Source organism: Tenacibaculum sp. M1.3A, from assembly GCF_057732375.1.
This window is the reverse complement of record NZ_JBYJEF010000001.1, coordinates 534800-557994: the sequence shown is the minus strand read 5'-3', so window position 1 is coordinate 557994 and position 23195 is coordinate 534800. Positions and strand designations below refer to the sequence as shown.

Genomic DNA, 23195 nt, shown 5'->3' with positions numbered 1-23195 from the left:
TATACAGTAATGCAAAGTTTTAGAACCGAAATAGAAAACCCAATTGTAGAAAAAGATATTCTAGAATTAGAGAGAAAAATCCAACTTTTTAAAGAAGGAAAAATAGACGAAGAACGTTTTAGAAGTTTACGTTTGGCAAGAGGAGTTTACGGTCAGCGTCAATTTGGAGTACAAATGATTCGTATAAAATTACCTTATGGTAAAGTTACTAGCGAACAATTACATAGAATTTCAGACGTTTCAGATGAATATTCTCGTGGAAGATTACATATCACTACAAGACAAGATATTCAAATACATCACGTAAGTTTAGATAGAACGCCAGAATTATGGGCGCAACTAGAAAAAGATGATATTACTTTAAGAGAAGCTTGTGGTAATGCAGTAAGAAATATTACAGCATCAGAAACAGCTGGGATTGATGTAAATGAGCCTTTTGATGTTTCACCATATGCAGATGCTACGTTTAAGTTCTTTTTAAGAAATCCTATATGTCAAGAAATGGGACGTAAGTTTAAAATGTCTTTTTCAGGAACAGATGATGATACTGCTATTAGTTTTATTCATGATTTAGGATTTATTGCAAAAGTAAAGACTGAAAACGGAGTAACTAAAAAAGGATTTAAGGTTTTATTAGGTGGTGGTTTAGGTTCACAACCAAGACATGCTGATGTTATTTACGATTTTTTAGATGAAGATATTTTAATACCAACAATTGAAGGTGTTTTAAGAATTTTTGATCGATTTGGAGAGCGTGCAAAAAGAGCAAAAGCAAGATTAAAGTTTTTAGTTAAAGAATTAGGTGTTGAAGCTTTTTTACAATTAGTTTCTGACGAAGTTAATGCTTTAGAGAATAAAACATTTAAGGTCGATACAACTGAATTTGAGAAACCTACACTTTTTCAAGAAATAACAATTCCTTCAGTAAAAATTGAAGATGAAGAAGCGTATGATAAATGGAAAGAAACGAATGTAATTAAACAAAAACAAGAAGGTTTATTTGCAATTGGAATTAAAGTTCATTTAGGAGATTTTTACACTCCAAAAGCAAGATTGTTAGCCAATTTAGTTAAAAAGTATGCAGCAAATGAAATTCGTTTAACATTACGTCAAAATATTTTAATTCGCCATATTAAAGAAGAATTGTTACCTTTTTTCTATGTAGAATTACAAAAATTAGGCTTTGCAAAAGCAGGTTATAATTCTACAGCTGATATTACAGCGTGTCCTGGAACAGATACTTGTAATTTAGGTATTTCTAGTAGTACAGGAATTGCTGTTGAGTTAGAAAAAGTATTAGAAGAAGAGTACCCAGCATATTTAAACAATAAAGAAATAGCTATTAAAATTAGTGGATGTATGAATGCATGTGGGCAGCATAATATGGCGCACATTGGTTTTCAAGGAATGTCTATAAAAGTAGGTAATTTACAAGCACCGGCTTTACAAATTTTAATAGGAGGAGGTATATTAGGTGATGGAAAAGGTCGTTTTTCTGATAAATTAGTTAAAATTCCAAGTAAAAAAGGACCAGAAGCATTACGCGTTTTATTAAATAATGTAGCTGAAAATCAACAAGAGAAAGAAACTTTTTTAGAATATTACGACAGACAAGGAAAAACGTATTTCTACGATCTATTAAAAAAATTATCTGATACGAGTGATTTAGTACCAAGTGATTTTATAGATTGGGGTCATTCAGAGAACTACGTAAAAGCAATTGGAGTAGGAGAATGTGCAGGAGTTGTGATTGATTTAATAGCGACACTTTTATTTGAAAGTGAAGAGAAAATAACCAATTCAGAAGAGGCGTTAAAAGAAAATTTATTTTCAGATAGTATCTATCATTCATATACATCTTTAGTTAATACAGCAAAAGCATTATTAATTGCAGAAAATGTAAAAACAAATACACAAGCAGGTATTATTACTAGCTTTCAAGAGTATTTTATAGCTACAGATAAAGTTAGTTTAGAGACCAGTTTTGAAGATTTTGTATATCAAATAAAGAAAGAAGCACCAACAAAAATATTTGCAGAGAGCTATTTAAACGATGCGAAAGCATTTTATAAAAAGATTGATGCTTATAGAAAAACAGCAGTAAGTAATGTATAATAAGATTCCGAAATTAACCGTTGTTGGCGCTGGTCCAGGAGATGTAGATTTAATTACGCTAAAAGCTATTAAAGTTCTAAAAACTGCAGATGTTGTTTTATATGACGCCTTGGTTAATGAAGAGTTATTAGATTTTATAAACCCAAATGCAGAATTAATTTTTGTAGGAAAACGTAGAGGTTGTTATAAATACCAACAAGAACAAATAAACGAGTTGATTGTTGAAAGAGCAAAAACTCATGGACATGTAGTTCGTTTAAAAGGCGGTGATCCTTTTATTTTTGGAAGAGGAGCAGAAGAAATGGAGTTTGCAGCAGCCTTTAATATAGAAACAGCAATGGTTCCAGGTATTTCATCTTCTTTAGCAGTACCAGCATATCAAAATATACCTGTTACAAAACGTGGAAGCGCAGAAAGTTTTTGGGTAATTACAGGTACAACAAAAGAACATAAACTATCTAACGATGTAGCTTTAGCAGCAAAATCTAAAGCTACAGTAGTTGTGTTAATGGGAATGGGGAAACTAGCTGAAATAGTAGCATTATTTCAAAAAGAAGGTAAAAATGAATTACCAGTAGCTATAATTCAAGACGGAACAACTTCTAGAGAGAAGGTAGGTATTGGAACTGTAGATACTATTTTAAATATTGTAAAAGAAAATGAGTTAAGTAACCCTGCAATTATTGTTTTAGGAGAAGTTGTAAAACATAGAGAAGCTTTAAAAAAGGCAAAAGAAGAATATTCAAGAGAGTTAATAGCTGTATAATGGAACAAAACGAATTATATCCAATTTTTTTAAAAACCAAACAGTTAGAAACACTTATTGTAGGAGGCGGTTTTGTAGCTTTAGAGAAATTAACATTTTTATTAAAGTCAAGTCCAAATTCTAAAGTAACAATGGTTTCTACATTTTTTAGAGAGGAAACACAAGCGTTAGCAAATAAGTTTGGTATACAAATGGTTATTAATAAGTATGATAGCTCTTTTTTAAAAAATAAACACGTGGTTATTGCAACAACAGACAATGTTGATGTAAATGTGCAAGTTTATAAAGATTGTAAGCAAAGAAATATTTTAGTAAATGTGGCAGATAACCCACCTTATTGCGATTTTTATATGGGAGGTATTGTAACAAAAGGAAATGTGAAAATTGCAATTTCTACCAATGGGAAATCACCAACTACGGCAAAAAGATTACGACAATTCTTTGAAGAAATAATTCCAGAAGACATTAACGAATTAGTTCAGAATTTAAATAAGTTTAGAAAAACAATTAAAGGAAACTTTGAAAATAAAGTAGTACAGTTAAATCAATTAACAAAAAGTTTAATCAGTTAAAAGATTATAACTTTTACAGAATAAGAAATAAAAGAATTAAAGTTCCTGTATCGCAGGAATAATACAAACACCAATGATACATACAGATATATTAATTATAGGGGCAGGACCTACAGGATTATTTACCATTTTTGAAGCAGGATTGTTAAAATTAAAATGTCATTTAATAGATGCATTACCACAACCAGGAGGGCAGTGTTCAGAAATATACCCTAAAAAACCTATTTATGATATTCCAGCATATCCAGAAATTTTAGCAGGAGATTTAACTGATAAATTGATAGAACAAACAAAACAGTTTAAACCTGGTTTTACGTTAGGAGAACGTGCAAATACTATTGAAAAACAAGAAGACGGAACTTTTATTGTAACCACCAATAAAGGAACAGAGCATCAAGCACCTGTGGTAGCTATTGCAGGAGGTTTAGGTAGTTTTGAGCCACGTAAACCACCGATTCCTAATATTGCTGATTTTGAAGATAAAGGAGTTGAGTATATTATTAGAGATCCAGAATTATATAGAGATAAAAAAGTAGTAATTTCTGGAGGTGGAGATTCAGCTTTAGATTGGGCAGTTTTTTTATCTGACGTAGCATCTGAAGTAACATTAATACACCGTAGAAATGAATTTAGAGGAGCTTTAGATAGCGTAGATAGAGTACAAGAGCTAAAAAACTTAGGAAAAATTAATTTAATAACTCCAGCTGAAGTAAAAGGGATTTTAGGAAAAGAACACGTTACAGGTGTTGCTGTTGAGAAAAAAGGTGAAGAACCTTTTATTATAGATACAGATCATTTTATACCGTTATTTGGTTTGTCTCCAAAATTGGGACCTATTGCTAATTGGGGATTAGAAATTGAGAAAAATGCAATTAAAGTGAATAACGCTCTAGATTATCAAACGAATATTCCTGGTATTTATGCTATTGGTGATGTAAATACATATCCAGGTAAGTTAAAATTAATTTTATGTGGATTTCACGAGGCAACCTTAATGTGTCAAAGTGCTTATAAACGTATCCATCCAGATAAAAAATATGTAATGAAGTATACTACTGTTGGTGGGGTTGAAGGTTTTGATGGGACTAGAAAAGAAGCGCCAAAAGCAGTTGTAAAAGCAATTCAGTAAAATGATTTAATAGTATTATAATGTCAGATATCAATATAAAAATAATAGATAGAAAAGGAGTACTTCATAAAATTATAGCGCCAACAGATATGGCAATGAATTTAATGGAAGTAATTCGTTCTTACGAATTAGCAGAAGAGGGTACTATTGGGGTTTGTGGTGGTATGGCAATGTGTGCTTCTTGTCAATGTTATGTAAAATCTGAACATGAATTACCAGAAATGGGAATTGATGAAGATATGATGCTTGCAGAAGCGTTTCACGTAGAAGATAATAGTCGTTTAGGTTGTCAAATTCAAATGAAGCCAGAATTAGAAGGATTAGAAGTTGAATTAGCACCCGAAATGTAATATGTCATTTAAAAACTACACACTTACATTAAAAGATACTGTAGAAGAGTTTACAAAGAAATTATTTTATGCCCTTTTTGATGAGCAGTATTACGAAGAGAATATAAAAACGATAGAAAATTTATTTTTTGACATAACTGGTAAATTAGACATAAAGGAAGCAAGTATAACTTGGTTACTTTATAAAGCTAAATTTAAAGAAATTCGTCAGAAATTAGATTTAGATGCTATTGCCTTTGAAAAAACCGACCCAGCAGCAAAAAGCTTAAGGGAGGTATATTTAGCATATCCTGGCTTTCATGCGATAGCAGTATATCGTTTAAGTCATGAATTAATAAAATTGAAAGTACCAGTTTTACCAAGAATGATGAGCGAATATACACATGGGGTAACAGGTACAGATATTCATCCAGGTGCAACGATTGGAAATTCTTTTTTTATAGATCATGCTACTGGAATTGTTATTGGTGAAACGACATTAATAAAGGAGAATGTAAAAATATATCAAGGAGTAACATTAGGAGGAATTCAAGTTAAAAAGAGTTTAGCAGAAACAAAAAGACACCCAACAATAGAAAACAACGTAACTATTTATGCAAATGCTACTATTTTAGGAGGCGAAGTTATTATTGGTGAAAGTAGTATTATAGGAGCTAATGTATGTGTTACTGAATCTGTGCCACCGAAATCGTTAGTAATCTATCAATCAGAAAATAAAATTATTTCACTAGAAGAAAAATAAATTATGAAAGCAAAAAAAATAACAGATTTTGTAGGTAATACACCTTTAATAGAGGTAAGTAATATTTTAAATAAAGAAGGAGTGCGTCTGTTTTTAAAACTAGAAGGAAATAATCCAGGAGGAAGTGTCAAAGACAGAGCTGCTTATAATATGATTTTTGAAGCTTTAAACCGAAGAAATATAAAAAAAGGAGATCATTTAGTAGAAGCAACAAGTGGTAATACAGGAATTGCTCTGGCGTTTATATCAAAAGTACTAGGGTTGCATATGACATTGGTAATGCCAGAAAATGCTACAGAAGAACGAGTGAAAACAATGAAGGCATACGGAGCAGAAGTATTGTTAACACCAAAAGAAGAAGGTATAGAAGGAGCAAGAGATCTAGCTCAGAAATTACGATATAAGAAAGGCTATTTTATGTTGAATCAATTTGAAAATAGTGATAATTGGAAAGCACATTATAAAACTACGGGACCAGAAATTTGGAAAGATACTGAAGGAGGGGTAACACATTTTGTGTCGGCTATGGGAACTACGGGAACAATAATGGGGGTTTCTACCTATTTAAAAGAACAAAACCCAAATATTCAAATTATTGGAGCACAACCAACTGATGGTTCAAGTATACCAGGAATTAGAAAATGGTCGGAAGAATATTTACCAAAGATTTTTGATAGATCAAAAGTAGATGAAATTATTGAAGTAAGTGAGAATCAAGCACGAAACATGACACGTAAATTAGCTAGTCAAGAAGGTGTATTTGGAGGAATGAGTAGCGGAGGTGCAGTGCATGTAGCGCTTCAGGTTGCAGAAAAAATTGAAAGTGGTATTATTGTGGTCATTATTTGCGATATCGGCGATAGATATTTATCATCTAATTTATATAATTATTAAAAAAGCGAGGTAAAAACAAAAAAAAATTGTTTATTTGTGTTTTAGTTCATTAACTTAATACGAATGTTATCAAGAAAGGTGGAGGGATAGACCCTATGAAACCTTAGCAACCCTTTGTGCAAACAAAGAAGGTGCTAAATTCTACTTAAATACTAATACAATAGTACTTAAGAGAGATAACGGAAAGAACTTTCCTCTTTTTCCTGATAACTTCTATAATACAATATCAGGAATGCCAAACATTTATAAAGAAATACAAAAACGAATTCTCGTACTCGATGGAGCTATGGGAACTATGCTACAAGCATATAAGTTTACTGAAGAGGATTTTCGAGGAGAACGATTTAAAGAATATCCAACACCACTACAAGGAAACAATGATTTATTGTCTATAACGCAACCTAAGGCAATTAAAGAAGTGCATGCAAAATATTTTGAAGCAGGTGCAGATATTATAGAAACGAATACTTTTTCAGGGACTACTATTGCAATGGCCGATTACCAAATGGAAGATTTGGTATATGAATTAAATTATGAGTCTGCAAGAATAGCGAAAGAAGTCGCAGATAAATTTACCGCAAAAGAACCCCACAAGCCAAGATTTGTAGCAGGCTCAATTGGACCAACAAATAGAACTGCAAGTATGTCTCCAGATGTTAATGACCCTGGTTATAGAGCGGTTACTTTTGATGAATTACGTATAGCTTATAAACTACAAGTTGAAGCTTTGATAGATGGTGGTGCTGATCTTTTACTAGTAGAAACTGTTTTTGATACATTAAATGCTAAAGCAGCTTTATTTGCAATAGAAGAAGTAAAAGATGAACGTAAAATTGACATTCCAATAATGTTAAGTGGTACGATTACCGATGCAAGTGGTAGAACTTTATCAGGGCAAACAGCCGAGGCATTTTTAATTTCGGTGTCTCATATTCCGTTATTGTCTGTAGGATTTAATTGTGCACTAGGTGCTAATTTATTACAACCACATTTAGAAGCAATTTCATCAAAAACAGAATTTGCTATATCTGCGCATCCTAATGCAGGACTACCAAATGCTTTTGGAGAATATGATGAAACTGCTGAGGAAATGGCAGATCAAATTGAAGATTATTTAAAGAAAGATTTAATCAATATTATAGGTGGGTGTTGCGGAACAACACCTGAGCATATTTCTGCAATTGCAGAATTAGCAGCTAAATATCAACCAAGAAAATGCAAATAAAACAAGATAAATATTTAAAGCTATCAGGTTTAGAACCTTTAATTTTAAGTGAATATACTAATTTTATTAATGTAGGTGAACGGACTAACGTTGCTGGTTCTAGAAAATTCTTACGATTAATAAAAGAAGAAAAATTTGATGAAGCATTAGCAATTGCTAGGCATCAAGTAGAAGGAGGTGCACAAATCATTGATGTAAATATGGATGATGGTTTGATTGACGGAAAGGAAGCAATGGTTCGTTTTTTAAATTTGATTGCTGCCGAACCAGATATTTGCAGAGTTCCATTAATGATCGATAGTTCGAAGTGGGAAATCATTGAAGCAGGTTTACAAGTTGTACAGGGAAAATGTGTTGTAAATTCTATTTCTTTAAAAGAAGGAGAAGAAAAATTCATCTGGGAAGCAACTCAAATAAAACGTTATGGAGCAGCAGTAATTGTAATGGCATTTGACGAAGTTGGTCAAGCTGATAATTATGAAAGAAGAATTGAAATTGCTGAACGATCTTATCGAGTTTTGGTTGATAAAGTTGGTTTTGCATCCGAAGATATTATTTTCGATTTAAATATTTTTCCTGTAGCAACAGGAATGGAAGAGCATCGTAAGAATGCTATTGATTTTATTGAAGCAACACGTTGGGTTAGAGAAAATTTACCAAATGTAAGTGTAAGTGGAGGTGTGAGTAATGTGTCATTTTCATTTAGAGGAAATAATACTGTTAGAGAAGCAATGCATTCTGTTTTCTTGTATTATGCTATTCAGGCAGGAATGAATATGGGAATTGTAAACCCTGCATTGTTGGAGATTTATGATGATATTCCGAAAGATTTATTAGAGCATATTGAGGATGTTGTTTTAGACCGAAGAGATGATGCTACTGAGCGTTTATTGGATTTTGCTGAAACAGTAAAAGGAGTTAAAAAACAAGATGAAACAAAAGTTTTAGAATGGAGAAGTTTCCCTTTACAAGAAAGAATTACACATTCTTTAGTGAAAGGAATAGATGAATTTATTATTGAAGATGTAGAACAAGCAAGACAAGAATCTGAAAAACCAATTCAGGTAATAGAAGGTCATTTAATGATTGGAATGAATGTGGTTGGAGATTTATTTGGTGCAGGGAAAATGTTTTTACCTCAAGTTGTAAAATCAGCTCGTGTAATGAAAAAAGCGGTAGCGTATTTAAACCCATTTGTTGAAGCAGAAAAAGGAGAGAAGCAACAAGCTTTAGGTAAAGTTTTAATGGCAACGGTAAAAGGTGATGTGCATGATATTGGTAAAAATATTGTGAGTGTTGTTTTAGGATGTAATAACTATGAGATTGTTGATTTAGGAGTTATGGTTCCGCCAGAAAAAATTATTGAAGCTGCTAAAAAAGAGAATGTAGATATAATTGGTTTATCTGGCTTAATTACACCTTCGTTAGATGAAATGGTGTATTTGGCAAAAGAAATGGAGCGCCAAGATTTTTCGGTGCCTTTGTTAATTGGTGGAGCAACAACATCAAAAGCACATACGGCTGTAAAAATAGATCCACAATATAAAAATGCTGTAGTGCATGTAAATGATGCTTCAAGAGCAGTAACTGTTGTAAGTGATTTATTAAATAAAGAAACAAGTAACGCTTACGTAACGAAATTGAAAAAAGATTATGATGAGTTTCGTGAAAAGTTTTTAAAGAGAGGAAAAACCAAAGCATATGTTTCTATAGAAGAAGCTCGTAAAAGGAAGCTTAAAATAGATTGGGAAACTACGATAATTGGAAAACCGAAAGAATTAGGTATTCAAATATTAGAGCAAGTAAGTTTAAAAGAACTACTGCCGTTTATTGATTGGAGTCCTTTTTTTAGAAGTTGGGATTTACACGGTAAATACCCAGATATTTTAACTGATGAGGTAGTTGGTGAACAAGCAACGCAATTGTATGAAGATGCGAAGGTGATTTTGGATAAAATAATTACGAAACAATTATTAAAACCAAAAGCAGTATTTGGGTTGTTTGAAGCAAATACAATTAATGATGACGATATTTCTATTCAGAAAAAAGGGGAAGAAATTGCTGTTTTTAGAACCTTACGTCAACAACTTAAAAAGAGAGAAGGAAAACCAAGTATTGCTTTGTCAGATTTTATAGCGCCAAAAGAATCTAAAAAGCAAGATTATATGGGAACATTTTGCACGGCTATTTTTGGAGCAGATGAATTGGCGAAAACGTATAAAGAAAAAGAAGATGATTATAATGCAATTATGGTACAAGCAATTGCTGATCGTTTTGCTGAAGCATTTGCAGAATATTTACACCATAGAGTTAGAACTCAACATTGGGGATATGCAGCTGATGAAACATTATCAAATGATGAATTAATAAAGGAAACTTATAAAGGAATTCGTCCTGCACCAGGTTATCCAGCCTGTCCAGATCATTTAGAAAAAGAAACGATTTGGGATTTATTAAAAGTTGAAGAAAAAATAGGAGTAACATTAACAGAAAGTCTAGCAATGTGGCCTGCAGCAGCAGTTTCAGGATATTATTTTGGTAATGAAGAAGCAAAATATTTCGGGTTAGGAAAAATTACAGATGATCAAGTACGTGATTTTGCTAATAGAAAAGGAATTAAGCTAGATAAGGCTAGAAAATGGCTTCATCCTGCAATAGCTGACAATTAAAAATAAACATAATGAGTGTAAAATTCATAGAATTAAATTTAAGGAATCATATTATTTCTCATGGATATGATGAAAATAATAAAGAGATAACTGAAGAATTTATTGCAGATGTTTTCTCACCAAAAACAATTGCCATTAGTAGAATTAAATCTTTGAGTGATAAATACGTTTTAACAGATTATATAGATGGTAGATGGATTTATTGGGAATATGAAGAATCGTACGAATCGGTTAAAAACAAATTATTAAAATAATAATATAAAACATAAAAATAATGCATATTTAATTAACAATAAATTATCCTTTAGGTAAGATTAAAACTGAAAAACGATAGTAATTTTGAAGCATAAAAAAATCAATAAAATTAGAACAAATGAAAAAGTATAGTTTAGAGATTAAGTTTGTGATTCAGATACTTATAATGTTTACGGTGTCATTATTTATAGCGTCATTTATGTAGTTAAATATGCCTTTGTACTTAAATTATGAAGGTAACTGAACATATTAAAAAAGCAAAAGGGAAAACATTATTCTCATTTGAAATAATTCCGCCAAAAAAAGGAAATAATATTCAAGATTTATATAACAATATAGATCCGTTAATGGAATTTAATCCGCCTTTTATAGATGTAACAACATCTAGAGAGCAACATTTATATATTGACAAAGGAAACGGTTTACTTGATAGAAAGATAACAAGAATGCGACCAGGAACTGTGGGTATATGTGCTGCAATAAAACATAAATATGATGTAGATACTGTACCGCATGTTTTGTGTGGAGGCTTTACGAAAGAAGAAACAGAATATTTATTGGTTGATTGCCATTATTTAGGTATTGAAAATGTAATGGCTTTACGTGGAGATGCAATGAGTCATCAACGTTATTTTGAAGCAAGTAAAAATGGCCATAAATACGCAATAGAGTTAGTAAATCAAATTGAAAACTTAAATAAAGGTAAATATTTACACGATGTAATTGAAGCAAACCACAAAGCAGATTTCTGCATAGGTGTTGCGGGTTATCCAGAAAAACATTTAGAATCACCGTCGCTACAAACCGACTTAAAGAGGTTAAGAGAAAAAGTTGATGCAGGAGCAGATTACGTGGTAACACAGATGTTTTTTAACAATCAAAAATATTTTGAATTTGTAAATGCTGCTAGAGAAATAGGAATTACAGTACCTATTATACCAGGTATTAAACCTATTTCGGTAAAAAGACATTTGCAACTATTACCACAAGTTTTTAAAATTGATTTACCAGAAATATTAATTAATTCGTTAGATAACTGTAAAAATAACAAAGAAGCTAGGCAAGTTGGTGTAGAGTGGTGTATAGAACAATCTAAAGAATTATTAGAAGCCGGAGTGCCGCTATTACATTATTACTCTATGGGAAAAAGTGATAATATTAAGGCAATTGCAAAAGCATTATTTTAAAATTACCTTTTATTTTGAATAAGCTTTTGCTTTATAACTACTGCAACTGGTTTATTTTCTATTTTAGATTCTAGCCAAGAAAGTATGTCTAAGTATAAAAAAGCTCTTTTCTCATAAGGATGATTTTCATAAATTTTTAAACGATCATAAATCTTTTTAAACTCTTTTTTAATTTGATGAGGAAAAACATCACCTAGCGCTTTTATTGATGAAATGAATTCTTTTTGAACTTCTTGAAGATTTTCCATTTTTAATAAAAAGCGATAGGTGTCCTTAAATTGTCTTTCAAAATCGTAATCTAAACCACATTCATAATGCGCAATTAAGCTTAAAATTCTAGCAAAACATTGTAAATCTTCAGCAACATGAATTTTTTTAGATTTAATAATTTTATTTAAATAAAAAATACACTCTTTATTTTTGTTCATACCAAAGTATAAACTAGCTATTTTATATAATAAAACAACAATGTGATGGTTATCAAGCCTGTTTTTATAGATTTCAATTTTAGTATTTATTGTTTCTACTAAATATTCACCTTCAGAAAAACTACCCTCTAAAAAATGTAAGTGTAATTTATTAGCATAATAATATTGAAAAATTAAAATTTCGGTATTACTATTTATTGGTATTAAGTTATTTTCAATTTCTTTTTCAAAAAAAGTTAGCTCTTCTTTAAATTTAGAATAGTGTTTTATAAAAAATAAACTTTCTAGTAAGTAATTTTTTCCTTTTAGATAAAAAACGGGGTGAATAGCAATATTTTTAGAATTGTTTTTAAACAAATCTACCCATTTGTTAGCATATTTATAACTTTGAAGAAAATCTTGTGTTAAAAAACTATGCCATAAATTAGCTTTATATAGCCATAACCTTTCTCTAAAACCTAAGTTGTCATATTCATAACTAGGTAATTTAGATTCAAAATAAAAATTAACTTTTTTAAGCTCGGCATCATTTCTTACATATCCAGTTTTTAATAAAGTACCGTATAACTTTAGCGATAAATTAGAAAGCTTACTAGCAATTACGTTTTGCTGACTTAATTTTTTAGCCTGAATAGTTAGTTCATCACCCCTAGTACTAATACTTCTGGTTATGTACTGACTTTCAATAACTTTTTCTAACTCAACAATTTCATAAGCAATATTTTTTTCCTCATTATCAATAGCAGTATTCTTAGCTTTGTCTAATAATTTTAAACTTTGCTTATATAGTCCTTTTTGATATAAGATAGTAGCAAAATCTAATAGCTCTCTTATTTGAATTCTTATATTTTTATGAGCAGGGTTCATTCGCAAACTAATTAATATTTGCTTATATAAATGAGCTTTTAAATTAGAAAGTTGTTGTTTACTTACAATACCGCTTTTTATAATTATTTTTTCATCATACTTTTTTTGTTTGTCTAAAAACTTAAAAAGAGAAAAAAATTTAGCGTCATTATTTCCATCTAAACGACCTACATAAAGATTAAATTGACGCTTTTCAGACTTAGATAAAGATTTTATTAAAACAAAAAGAGCATCGTTTTGTTGGTTGGATAGTGTAACGAGTTTCTTCATAACGTATTTGTTTTCAGTCTTTTGTGTTTTAATTTTTCAATTTTAATGTCGTAGGCAATAAGTTTGTAAACGACTTATTGAAGAATCTAATATATACATTTGGATTAATAAAAGGTAAATAAATTAATAGAGATGCAAAACGATAAAGTCCAAATTTTTGACACCACTTTACGAGACGGAGAGCAAGTCCCTGGATGTAAATTAGATACTAAACAGAAGTTAGTTATTGCTGAAAGACTTGATTTTTTAGGAGTTGATGTTATTGAAGCGGGTTTTCCTGTTTCTAGTCCAGGAGATTTTGCATCAGTAAGTGAAATAGCTAAGATTGTAAAAAATGCTACAGTTTGTGGGTTAACAAGAGCGATTGAAAATGATATTAAAGTTGCAGCAGAAGCTTTAAAATACGCTAAATTACCTAGAATTCACACAGGAATTGGAACTAGTGACTCTCATATAAAATTTAAATTTAACTCAACAAGAGAAAAAGTAATTGAACGTGCAATTGGTGCCGTTTCTTATGCTAAATCATTTGTAGAAGATGTAGAGTTTTATGCAGAAGATGCTGGTAGAACAGATAATGCTTTTTTAGCTAAAATATGTGAGGAAGCAATTAAAGCGGGTGCAACTGTTTTAAATATTCCTGATACTACAGGATATTGTTTGCCAGAAGAATATGGTGCTAAAATGAAATATTTACGAGAGAATGTAAAAGGTATTGAAAATGTAATTCTATCTTGTCATTGTCATAATGATTTAGGAATGGCTACTGCCAATTCTATAGCAGGAGTTATGAATGGAGCACGCCAAATAGAATGTACAATTAATGGTATAGGAGAACGTGCAGGGAACACTGCTTTAGAAGAAGTAGTTATGGTTTTAAAACAACACCCGTATTTGAATTTACAAACAGACATTAATACTCAGCTATTGTATGATACAAGTATAATGGTTCGTGAAAGTATGGGAATGCCAGTACAGCCAAATAAAGCAATTGTAGGAGCAAATGCATTTGCACATAGTTCAGGAATTCATCAAGATGGTGTGATTAAAAATCGCGAAACATATGAAATAATGGACCCTGCCGATGTAGGTGTAACTGAAAGTGCTATTGTATTAACAGCAAGAAGTGGTAGAGCAGCATTAGCATATAGAGCTAAAAAAATAGGATACGAGTTAACCAAATTACAATTAGATTCAGCTTATAAAACTTTTTTAAATTTTGCTGATAAACAAAAAGAAGTAATTGATGACGATCTTCATTTAATTATGCAAAAAGTAAATAAAATATCTAAAATAGTAATGGCATAATGGGAAAAACATTATTTGATAAAGTATGGGATGCCCATGTGGTAGATTCAATAGAAAATGGTCCACAGATTTTATATATAGACAAACATTTAATTCATGAAGTTACAAGCCCTCAGGCTTTTAATGAATTAAAGGAGCGTAACATACCAGTTGCACGTCCAAATAAAATTGTTGCAACGGCAGATCATAATACGCCAACAGAAAACCAACATTTACCAGTTAAAGACGAGTTGTCTAGAAATCAGTTAGAACAATTAACGAAAAATTGCAATGAAAATGATATTACTTTATATGGCTTAGGGCATAAAAATAATGGAATTGTACACGTTATAGCCCCAGAATTAGGGGTTACACAACCAGGAATGACAATGGTTTGTGGAGATAGTCATACCTCTACACATGGTGCTTTTGGTACAATTGCTTTTGGTATTGGTACAAGTCAAGTAGCTCAAGTATTTGCAAGTCAATGTTTATTATTACAAAAACCTAAGAGTTTACGAGTTTCTGTTAATGGAAAATTAAAGAAAGGAGTATCACCTAAAGATGTTATTCTTTATATCATAGCTCAATTAGGAACCAATTCAGGTACAGGTTATTTTTGTGAATATGCAGGAAATGTATTTGAAGAAATGTCTATGGAAGGTCGTATGACAGTTTGTAATATGAGTATTGAAATGGGAGCAAGAGGAGGAATGATTGCACCAGATGAAACTACTTTTAATTATGTAAAAGATAGAGAATTTGCACCAAAAGGAAGTGAATTTGAAAAGAAAGTAGCTTATTGGAAAACATTACCATCAGATACTGATGCTATGTTTGATCAAGAATATAGTTTTAATGCAGAAGACATTGAACCGATGCTTACTTATGGTACAAACCCTGGTATGGGGATAAAAATTTCAGAAACCATACCTAATGAAGTTGATGCTTCTTTTGAGAAATCATTAGCATATATGAACTTTAAAAAAGGGGAAAGTCTTATTAACAAAGAAGTTAATTATGTGTTTATAGGTAGTTGTACTAATTCTAGAATAGAAGATTTTAGAGAAGTAGCTAATTATGTAAAAGGAAAGCAAAAAGCAGGAAATGTAAATGCTTGGTTAGTACCTGGCTCACAAAAAGTAGCACAACAAATTCAAAATGAAGGGCTACAAACTATTTTTGAAGAAGCAGGCTTCGAATTACGACAACCAGGATGTTCAGCTTGCCTAGCAATGAATGATGATAAAATTCCTGAAGGAGAATATTGTGTTTCTACCTCTAATAGAAATTTTGAAGGAAGACAAGGACAAGGAGCAAGAACAATTTTAGCAAGTCCTTTAATGGCAGCCGCAACTGCAGTAGAAGGAAAGATTATTGATATAACGAAACACTTAAATTAAGATGGAAAAATTTGTAAAATTAATTGATACAGCAGTTCCATTAACAACTGAAAATGTAGATACAGATCAGATTATTCCTGCTCGATTTTTAAAAGCCACAGATAAAAAGGGGTTTGGAGATAATGTATTTAGAGATTGGCGTTTTCATAAGGATGGAAGCATAAATAACGAATTCATTTTAAATAATAAAAACTATAACGGAAGTATATTAATTGCTGGTGATAATTTTGGATGTGGATCGAGTAGAGAACATGCAGCATGGGCTTTAGCTGGTTATGGATTTAAAGTAGTTATAAGTAGTTTTTTTGCAGATATTTTTAAAGGAAACGCATTAAATAATGGTATCTTACCAGTACAAGTTTCTAAAGAGTATTTAGAGAAATTACTAAAAAAAGTAACAGAGAAGCCAGAAGCAGTTGTAATTATTGATTTAGAAGAGCAAGTAATTAAAACAGATGTTGGTATTAGTAAATTTGAAATTAATGCATATAAAAAATTATGTATGATTAATGGATATGATGACATTGATTTTCTAGTAAGTAAAAAAGATAAAATAGAAGCTTTTGAAGCATCATTATAAAAAATATAAGAATGAAATTTAATATAGCTGTAATTCCAGGAGACGGTATTGGACCAGAAGTAACGATACAAGCTCAAAAAGTTTTAGAAGCAGTTGCAAATGTATACGATCATACGTTTATATTTAAAGAAGCGTTAATGGGCGCTTGTGCTATTGATAAAATAGGTAATCCTTTGCCTGATGAAACAATTACTTTGTGTAAAAAAAGTGATGCTATTTTGTTTGGTGCTATTGGAGATCCTAAATATGATAATGATCCAACGGCAAAAGTTCGTCCAGAGCAAGGTTTATTAAAACTAAGAAAAGAATTGGGTTTATTTTGTAACGAGCGTCCTGTAAAAGCATATCAGCAATTGATAGATAACTCTCCATTAAAAAGAGAAATTATTGAAGGAACGGATATTACTATTTATAGAGAGTTAACAGGTGGGATTTACTTTGGAATTAAAGAAATTAGTGATGATAAGCAAATAGCTTTTGATGGATGTTCTTATTCAGTAGAAGAAATAGAACGTATTGCTCATTTAGCTTTTAAGGCAGCACAGAAAAGACGTAAAAAACTAACATTAGTTGATAAAGCAAATGTTTTAGAAACTTCAAGATTATGGAGAAAAACAGTTACTGCTTTAGCTAGTAATTATCCTGATGTAGCGTTAGATTTTATATTTGTAGATAATGCAGCAATGCAGTTAATTTTAAACCCAAAACAGTTTGATGTAATTCTTACCGAAAATTTATTTGGAGATATATTATCTGATGAAGCTAGTGTTATTGGAGGATCTATAGGGTTGTTAGCCTCGTCATCTATAGGAAAAGAGAATGCGTTGTTTGAGCCAATTCATGGATCTTTTCCACAAGCAAAGGGAAAAGATATCGCAAATCCATTAGCATCTATTTTATCGGCAGCGATGTTATTAAAGCACCTCGGTTTAAACGAAGAAGCTTTAGCGATTGAGAGCGCTGTTGAAAAATCATTAGAATTAGGAATAACTACAGAAGATATTAGTTCTGATAAGAATTTTGGAACAAGTAAAGTTGGAGATTTTATTGCAGATTATATTTACAATCAAGAAGATAGTAACCTCAACTTTCAAAATATTCATACAGGTCAGAGTACCATTATTTAATATATTGAAAATAAATTAGGGTAATTAAAAATAAATTTTTATATTTGTCAATATGTTTTTTATAAACTGAGATTAAAAGAATGAACAAACACATTTTAAATATTATTTCTATTGTAGTCGTTGTAATTATTTTACAAGGGTAAAGGAAGTATACTTTAAAATAATTTTTTAAAAGGCTTCCTATATTTTAGGAAGCCTTTTTTATTACAAGAATATGAATCAATTTTTTAACATTATCGCATTAATTATTGTCATTATTAGCTCACCACCGAGTTGATACTGATGTTTATTGCTATACAATAAAAAACCTGTGTCAATTTTGATACAGGTTTTTTATTTGTCATTGAATAGTGAATAGATTTAGTTGTAATCTATTATTTTTTAGGGTGTTAACTGGTTTTTGTTTTGTTTGGATATCATTGTAGAAAGAATAATAGAGAACGCATAAAAAAGAAATAAAATAATTTTGAATAACAAAATAACAAAATGTACTACAAAGAAGAAAGCGTAATTTTTTACAACGGAAAATTTATAAGAGCAGCAAAAGCCGTTGAAAGTCCATATAGTCAGAGCTTACATTATGGTAACGGAGTTTTTGAAGGTATAAGAGCTTACAACACACAAAACGGAACTCAGATTTTTAAGGCACTTGATCATTATAAACGGCTAAAATATGGAGCAGAGGTAATGAATATTAAATTTAATTATACGGCAGAAGAGTTGGTGAAAATAACGTACGAATTGTTAGAGCGAAACGGCTTAAAAGACGCTTATGTTCGACCTTTAATTACTACGGGTGCTGATATGAGTTTATTAACATCTAACAAATCTAATTTATTAATTCAATGTTGGGAATGGGGAAAGTATATGGGAGATAAATTATTGCGAGTAAAAACGTCTTCTTTTCAGCGTCCAAATCCAAAATCTTGTTTTGTTGAAGCAAAAGTAACAGGACATTACGTAAACTCAATTTTATCAACAAATGAAGCAAAAAAAGAAGGATATGATGAAGCTTTATTGTTAGACATGAATGATAATGTTGCTGAATGCTCAGGAGCAAATGTTTTTATGGAAAAAGATGGAAAATTATACACGCCTCCTCGTGGTCATATTATGGCAGGTATTACACGATCAACGATAATTGATTTATGTAAGGAAAATGGAATTCCACTAGAAGAAAAACATGTCACTTTAGAAGAATTAAAAAATATGGATGCTTGTTTTTTTACAGGAACAGCGGCAGAAGTTGTAGGATTAGAATCATTAGACGAGTATCAGTTTCCATTAGCATGGGAAAAATCATACGGATATCAATTAATGAAATTATATAAAAACGAAGTATTAGGATTACGTAATAAACGTAAAGCAAGTTAAAATGAAATTAAACAAACACAGTAGTAGGTTAACACAAGATGAATCTCAACCAGCATCACAAGCAATGTTGTATGCCGTTGGTTTAACAGATGAAGACATGAGTAAAGCTCAGGTTGGTATTGCAAGTACTGGCTATGATGGTAACCCATGTAACATGCATTTAAACAATTTAGCAGCCGAAGTTAAAGTTGAAACAAAAATTGCAGGTTTAGTTGGTTTAGGATTTAATACAATTGGAGTTTCTGATGGGATTTCGATGGGAACTTCAGGAATGAATTACTCGTTAGCTTCAAGAGATATTATTGCCGATTCTATAGAAACGGTTATGAATGCGCAAAGTTATGACGCATTAGTATCGGTAGTTGGTTGTGATAAAAATATGCCAGGAGCAGTAATAGCAATGTTACGTTTAAATCGTCCATCAATTATGATGTATGGAGGAACAATTGCTTCTGGAAACTACAAAGGAAAGAAATTAAATATTGTTTCTGCTTTTGAAGCTTTAGGCCAAAAAGTAGCAGGAGAAATAGAGGAAGATGAATATAGAGAAATTATAAAAAGAGCAATTCCTGGTGCTGGCGCATGTGGTGGTATGTATACTGCAAATACAATGGCATCAGCAATAGAATGTATGGGGTTTGCATTACCATATAATTCATCAATACCAGCAGAAAATCCTAATAAATTATCTGAAGCAGAAAGAACTGCTTTGGCTATTAAAAACTTATTAGAATTAGATTTAAAACCTTTAGATATTATATCTAAAAAGTCTTTAGAAAACGCAATGGCATTAGTAAATGCTTTAGGAGGTTCTACCAATGCGGTATTACATTTTTTAGCAATAGCACATGCTGCTGATATAGATTTTACTTTAGAAGATATTCAAAAAGTGAGTGATAGAACTCCATTAATTGCTGATTTAAAACCATCAGGGAAATATTTAATGGAAGATGTTCATTCAATAGGAGGTACACCTGCTGTTATGAAATATTTATTAGATAATGGTTATTTACATGGTGATTGTTTAACTGTTACAGGAAAAACATTGGCTGAAAACTTAGCAAATGTTGAGGCAATGGAGTTTGATGATCAAGATGTAATACACCCTAAAGATAAAGCTTTAAAAACATCAGGAAACATTCAAATAATCTATGGGAACCTAGCTACTGAAGGAGCTGTTGCAAAAATATCAGGAAATGAAGGATTACTTTTTGAAGGAAAAGCAGTTGTATATGATGGAGAACAGGCAGCAAATACAGGTATTTCTAACGGAGAGGTAGAAAGAGGTGATGTGGTTGTAATTAGATATGTTGGACCAAAAGGAGGACCTGGAATGCCAGAAATGTTAAAGCCAACTTCGCTTATTATGGGAGCAGGTTTAGGAAAATCTGTAGCATTAATTACTGACGGTCGTTTTTCTGGAGGAACGCATGGGTTTGTAGTTGGGCATATTACGCCTGAAGCACAATCTGGAGGAGCAATTGGTTTACTTAAAACAGGAGATAAAATTAGAATTAGTGCAGAAGACAATTCTATAAATGTATTACTTTCTGATGAGGAATTAGCAGAAAGAAAAGAACAATGGGTAGCACCTGCATTAAAGCATAAAAAAGGAATATTATATAAATACGCAAAAACAGTAGCGTCAGCATCTAAAGGGTGTGTAACTGATGCATTTTAATAGCTGAAATTATGAATACAAAAACGCAAACAAAACCTGAAACAGTTTCAAAGCAGAAAATACATATTTCTGGAGCAGAAGCTGTTGTTAAATGCTTACTTGAAGAAGGAGCAGATTTAATTTACGGTTATCCTGGTGGGGCAATTATGCCTGTATACGATGAGTTATACAAATATCAAGATAAAATTAATCATGTCTTAACGCGTCATGAACAAGGAGCAACACATGCTGCACAGGGATTTGCAAGAGCAACAGGTAAAGTAGGCGTTGCAATAGCAACTTCAGGACCTGGAGCTACGAATTTAATTACAGGTATTGCTGATGCGCAAATAGATTCTACACCGATGGTTTGTATAACAGGTCAGGTAGCGTCTCATTTATTAGGGTCTGATGCTTTTCAAGAAACTGATATAGTTGGTATTTCAACTCCTGTAACTAAATGGAATTATCAAATAACAAAAGCTTCTGAGATTCCAGAAATTTTTGCAAAGGCATTTTATATAGCAAAATCAGGTAGACCAGGACCTGTATTAATTGATATTACAAAAGATGCGCAATTTGAAACTTTTGATTTTGAATATGAAAAATGTACTTCAGTACGTAGTTACCAAGCAAAACCAGAAGTTAATATAACTGAAGTAGTAGCAGCTGCATCATTAATTAATAACGCTAAAAAACCAATGATTGTTTTTGGGCAGGGTGTTATTTTAGGGCAAGCAGAAGAAGAGTTTAAGGCGTTTATTGAAAAAGCAAATATTCCGTCAGCATGGACAATTTTAGGATTGTCTGCATTACCAACAGAACATGAATTAAATGTAGGTATGGTTGGAATGCATGGTAATTATGCGCCTAATAAATTAACAAACGAATGTGATTTATTAATAGCTGTAGGAATGCGTTTTGATGATCGTGTTACGGGAGATTTAAGTAGATATGCTAAACAAGCAAAAGTAATTCACTTTGAAATAGATTCTGCTGAAATTGATAAAAACGTAAAAGCAGATGTTGCTGTTTTAGGTGATGTTAAAGAGAGTTTAGCACAAATATTACCGTTAATCAACCAAAACAAACATAATCAGTGGTTAGAAGAGTTTACAAAACTAGAAGCTATTGAATATGAAAAAGTAAAGAAAGAAGATTTATACCCGACCAAAGATGGTTTAACAATGGCTGAGGTTTTAAAGGAAATAAATATAGCTTCAGGAGGAGATGCGATTATTGTTTCTGATGTAGGTCAGCATCAAATGTTTGCATGTCGTTATGCAAAGTTTAATCAAACAAAAAGTAATATAACTTCTGGAGGTTTAGGTACAATGGGCTTTGCATTACCAGCTGCAATTGGAGCTAAAATGGGTGTTCCAGAAAGAGAAGTTGTTATGATTGCTGGAGACGGAGGTTACCAAATGACAATTCAGGAACTAGGAACCATTTTACAAACCAAAGCAGCTGTTAAAATAGTAGTACTTAATAATGAGTTTTTAGGTATGGTACGTCAATGGCAGCAATTGTTTTTTGATAAACGATACGCATCAACAGAAATGACAAATCCAGATTTTGTAGCTATAGCAAAAGGTTATAGTATAGATGCAAAAAGAGTTACAAAAAGAGAAGATTTAGCAGGTACAGTTAAAGAAATGATGGAATCTAAAGAGGCATATTTTTTAGAGGTTTGTGTAGAAAAAGAGAATAATGTATTTCCGATGATTCCAACAGGAGCGTCAGTTTCAGATATAAGATTAACATAATTATGGAAGATAAACAAACATATACCGTTTCGGTTTATACGGAAAATAACGTTGGATTGCTGAATAGAATTTCAGGGATTTTTTTAAGAAGACATATTAATATTGAAAGCATGAATATTTCTAAATCAGAAATAAAAAGTGTGTCTAGATTTACGTTATTAGTTAAAGTAACAGAAGAACAAATAAAAAAAATTATAGGTCAAATAGAAAAGCAAGTAGAAGTTATAAAGGCGTATTATCATACAGATGAAAATACCGTATATCAAGAATCATGCTTGTTTAAATTGAGTTCTAACTTGTTAACAGAAAATAACGAAATTCAAACTATAATAAATAGTAGTAAATCTAGAGTGATTAATATAAATAAAGACTTTTTTGTACTTGAAAAATCAGGAGCTAAAGAAGAAATCGAAGAATTATATCATACGTTAGATCAACATGGTATTATGCAATTTGTTAGATCAGGACGAATTGCAATTACTAAAGACGAAATGAAAATATCAACATTATTATCAACAAACAACTAAAA

General features: G+C 31.3%; 20 protein-coding genes and 1 riboswitch. Of the genes, 19 read left to right on the top strand and 1 reads right to left on the bottom strand.

What is annotated here, in order from left to right; genetic code table 11:
- Positions 1 to 9: 9 nt before the first annotated feature.
- From AC28QF_RS02540 to metF, 11 genes are all read left to right on the top strand, one after another.
- Positions 10 to 2115, top strand: a complete 2106-nt coding sequence (locus tag AC28QF_RS02540; protein WP_488199925.1) for a nitrite reductase — start codon at positions 10 to 12, stop codon at positions 2113 to 2115.
- A complete protein-coding gene (gene cobA / locus AC28QF_RS02535; protein ID WP_028888188.1) occupies positions 2108 to 2881 on the top strand; it encodes a uroporphyrinogen-III C-methyltransferase in 774 nt (257 codons plus the stop codon). Before AC28QF_RS02540 ends, cobA begins: the two co-directional genes overlap by 8 nt.
- A complete protein-coding gene (locus AC28QF_RS02530; RefSeq protein ID WP_488199926.1) occupies positions 2881 to 3453 on the top strand; it encodes a precorrin-2 dehydrogenase/sirohydrochlorin ferrochelatase family protein in 573 nt (190 codons plus the stop codon). The genes cobA and AC28QF_RS02530 overlap by 1 nt, the downstream gene beginning before the upstream one ends.
- A gap of 73 nt (positions 3454 to 3526) precedes the next feature.
- Entirely contained in the window at positions 3527 to 4582 is a 1056-nt protein-coding gene (locus AC28QF_RS02525) for an NAD(P)/FAD-dependent oxidoreductase (RefSeq protein ID WP_488199927.1), read from the top strand.
- A gap of 20 nt (positions 4583 to 4602) precedes the next feature.
- Positions 4603 to 4932, top strand: a complete 330-nt coding sequence (locus AC28QF_RS02520; RefSeq protein ID WP_488199928.1) for a 2Fe-2S iron-sulfur cluster-binding family protein — start codon at positions 4603 to 4605, stop codon at positions 4930 to 4932.
- Between the two features lies 1 nt (position 4933).
- Positions 4934 to 5674: a serine O-acetyltransferase EpsC gene (gene epsC / locus AC28QF_RS02515; RefSeq protein ID WP_488199929.1), complete on the top strand. Its 741-nt coding sequence runs from the start codon at positions 4934 to 4936 to the stop codon at positions 5672 to 5674.
- Positions 5675 to 5677: 3 nt separating this feature from the next.
- The gene (cysM, locus tag AC28QF_RS02510) at positions 5678 to 6568 is read left to right on the top strand and encodes a cysteine synthase CysM (protein ID WP_488199930.1); all 891 of its coding nucleotides are present in this window, start codon (positions 5678 to 5680) and stop codon (positions 6566 to 6568) included.
- 63 nt (positions 6569 to 6631) lie between these two features.
- Positions 6632 to 6751, top strand: a riboswitch (SAM riboswitch).
- A gap of 49 nt (positions 6752 to 6800) precedes the next feature.
- A complete protein-coding gene (locus AC28QF_RS02505; protein WP_488199931.1) occupies positions 6801 to 7793 on the top strand; it encodes a homocysteine S-methyltransferase family protein in 993 nt (330 codons plus the stop codon).
- Positions 7784 to 10462, top strand: a complete 2679-nt coding sequence (metH, locus tag AC28QF_RS02500; protein ID WP_488199932.1) for a methionine synthase — start codon at positions 7784 to 7786, stop codon at positions 10460 to 10462. The genes AC28QF_RS02505 and metH overlap by 10 nt, the downstream gene beginning before the upstream one ends.
- Positions 10463 to 10473: 11 nt before the next feature.
- Positions 10474 to 10716, top strand: coding sequence for a hypothetical protein (locus AC28QF_RS02495; RefSeq protein ID WP_488199933.1), 243 nt, complete (start codon positions 10474 to 10476; stop codon positions 10714 to 10716).
- 231 nt (positions 10717 to 10947) lie between these two features.
- Positions 10948 to 11904 carry a methylenetetrahydrofolate reductase [NAD(P)H] gene (gene metF, locus AC28QF_RS02490; RefSeq protein ID WP_488199934.1) on the top strand — a complete coding sequence of 319 codons (957 nt, stop codon included), beginning with the start codon at positions 10948 to 10950 and terminating at the stop codon, positions 11902 to 11904.
- Between the two features lie 2 nt (positions 11905 to 11906).
- Here metF and AC28QF_RS02485 read toward each other — a convergent pair whose 3' ends face one another.
- On the bottom strand, positions 11907 to 13469 hold the full coding sequence (locus AC28QF_RS02485; protein WP_488199935.1) for a hypothetical protein: 1563 nt from the start codon (positions 13467 to 13469) through the stop codon (positions 11907 to 11909).
- A gap of 132 nt (positions 13470 to 13601) precedes the next feature.
- Here AC28QF_RS02485 and AC28QF_RS02480 point away from each other — a divergent pair, with 132 nt between their 5' ends.
- The 8 genes from AC28QF_RS02480 to ilvN all read left to right on the top strand — a co-directional run bounded on the left by AC28QF_RS02480 (position 13602) and on the right by ilvN (position 23193).
- Positions 13602 to 14777 carry a 2-isopropylmalate synthase gene (locus AC28QF_RS02480; protein WP_051263679.1) on the top strand — a complete coding sequence of 392 codons (1176 nt, stop codon included), beginning with the start codon at positions 13602 to 13604 and terminating at the stop codon, positions 14775 to 14777.
- Positions 14777 to 16159 (top strand): 3-isopropylmalate dehydratase large subunit, encoded by a 1383-nt coding sequence (leuC, locus tag AC28QF_RS02475; RefSeq protein WP_488199936.1) that lies wholly within the window; start codon positions 14777 to 14779, stop codon positions 16157 to 16159. Before AC28QF_RS02480 ends, leuC begins: the two co-directional genes overlap by 1 nt.
- Position 16160: 1 nt before the next feature.
- The gene (gene leuD, locus AC28QF_RS02470) at positions 16161 to 16739 is read left to right on the top strand and encodes a 3-isopropylmalate dehydratase small subunit (RefSeq protein ID WP_488199937.1); all 579 of its coding nucleotides are present in this window, start codon (positions 16161 to 16163) and stop codon (positions 16737 to 16739) included.
- Between the two features lie 11 nt (positions 16740 to 16750).
- Positions 16751 to 17866, top strand: a complete 1116-nt coding sequence (gene leuB / locus AC28QF_RS02465) for a 3-isopropylmalate dehydrogenase (RefSeq protein ID WP_488199938.1) — start codon at positions 16751 to 16753, stop codon at positions 17864 to 17866.
- A 486-nt stretch (positions 17867 to 18352) separates the two neighbouring features.
- Positions 18353 to 19240 carry a branched-chain amino acid transaminase gene (locus tag AC28QF_RS02460; protein WP_488199939.1) on the top strand — a complete coding sequence of 296 codons (888 nt, stop codon included), beginning with the start codon at positions 18353 to 18355 and terminating at the stop codon, positions 19238 to 19240.
- Between the two features lies 1 nt (position 19241).
- Entirely contained in the window at positions 19242 to 20921 is a 1680-nt protein-coding gene (gene ilvD, locus AC28QF_RS02455; RefSeq protein WP_488199940.1) for a dihydroxy-acid dehydratase, read from the top strand.
- A gap of 11 nt (positions 20922 to 20932) precedes the next feature.
- Positions 20933 to 22666, top strand: a complete 1734-nt coding sequence (gene ilvB, locus AC28QF_RS02450; protein WP_488199941.1) for a biosynthetic-type acetolactate synthase large subunit — start codon at positions 20933 to 20935, stop codon at positions 22664 to 22666.
- 2 nt (positions 22667 to 22668) lie between these two features.
- On the top strand, positions 22669 to 23193 hold the full coding sequence (ilvN, locus tag AC28QF_RS02445) for an acetolactate synthase small subunit (protein ID WP_488199942.1): 525 nt from the start codon (positions 22669 to 22671) through the stop codon (positions 23191 to 23193).
- Positions 23194 to 23195: the final 2 nt, after the last annotated feature.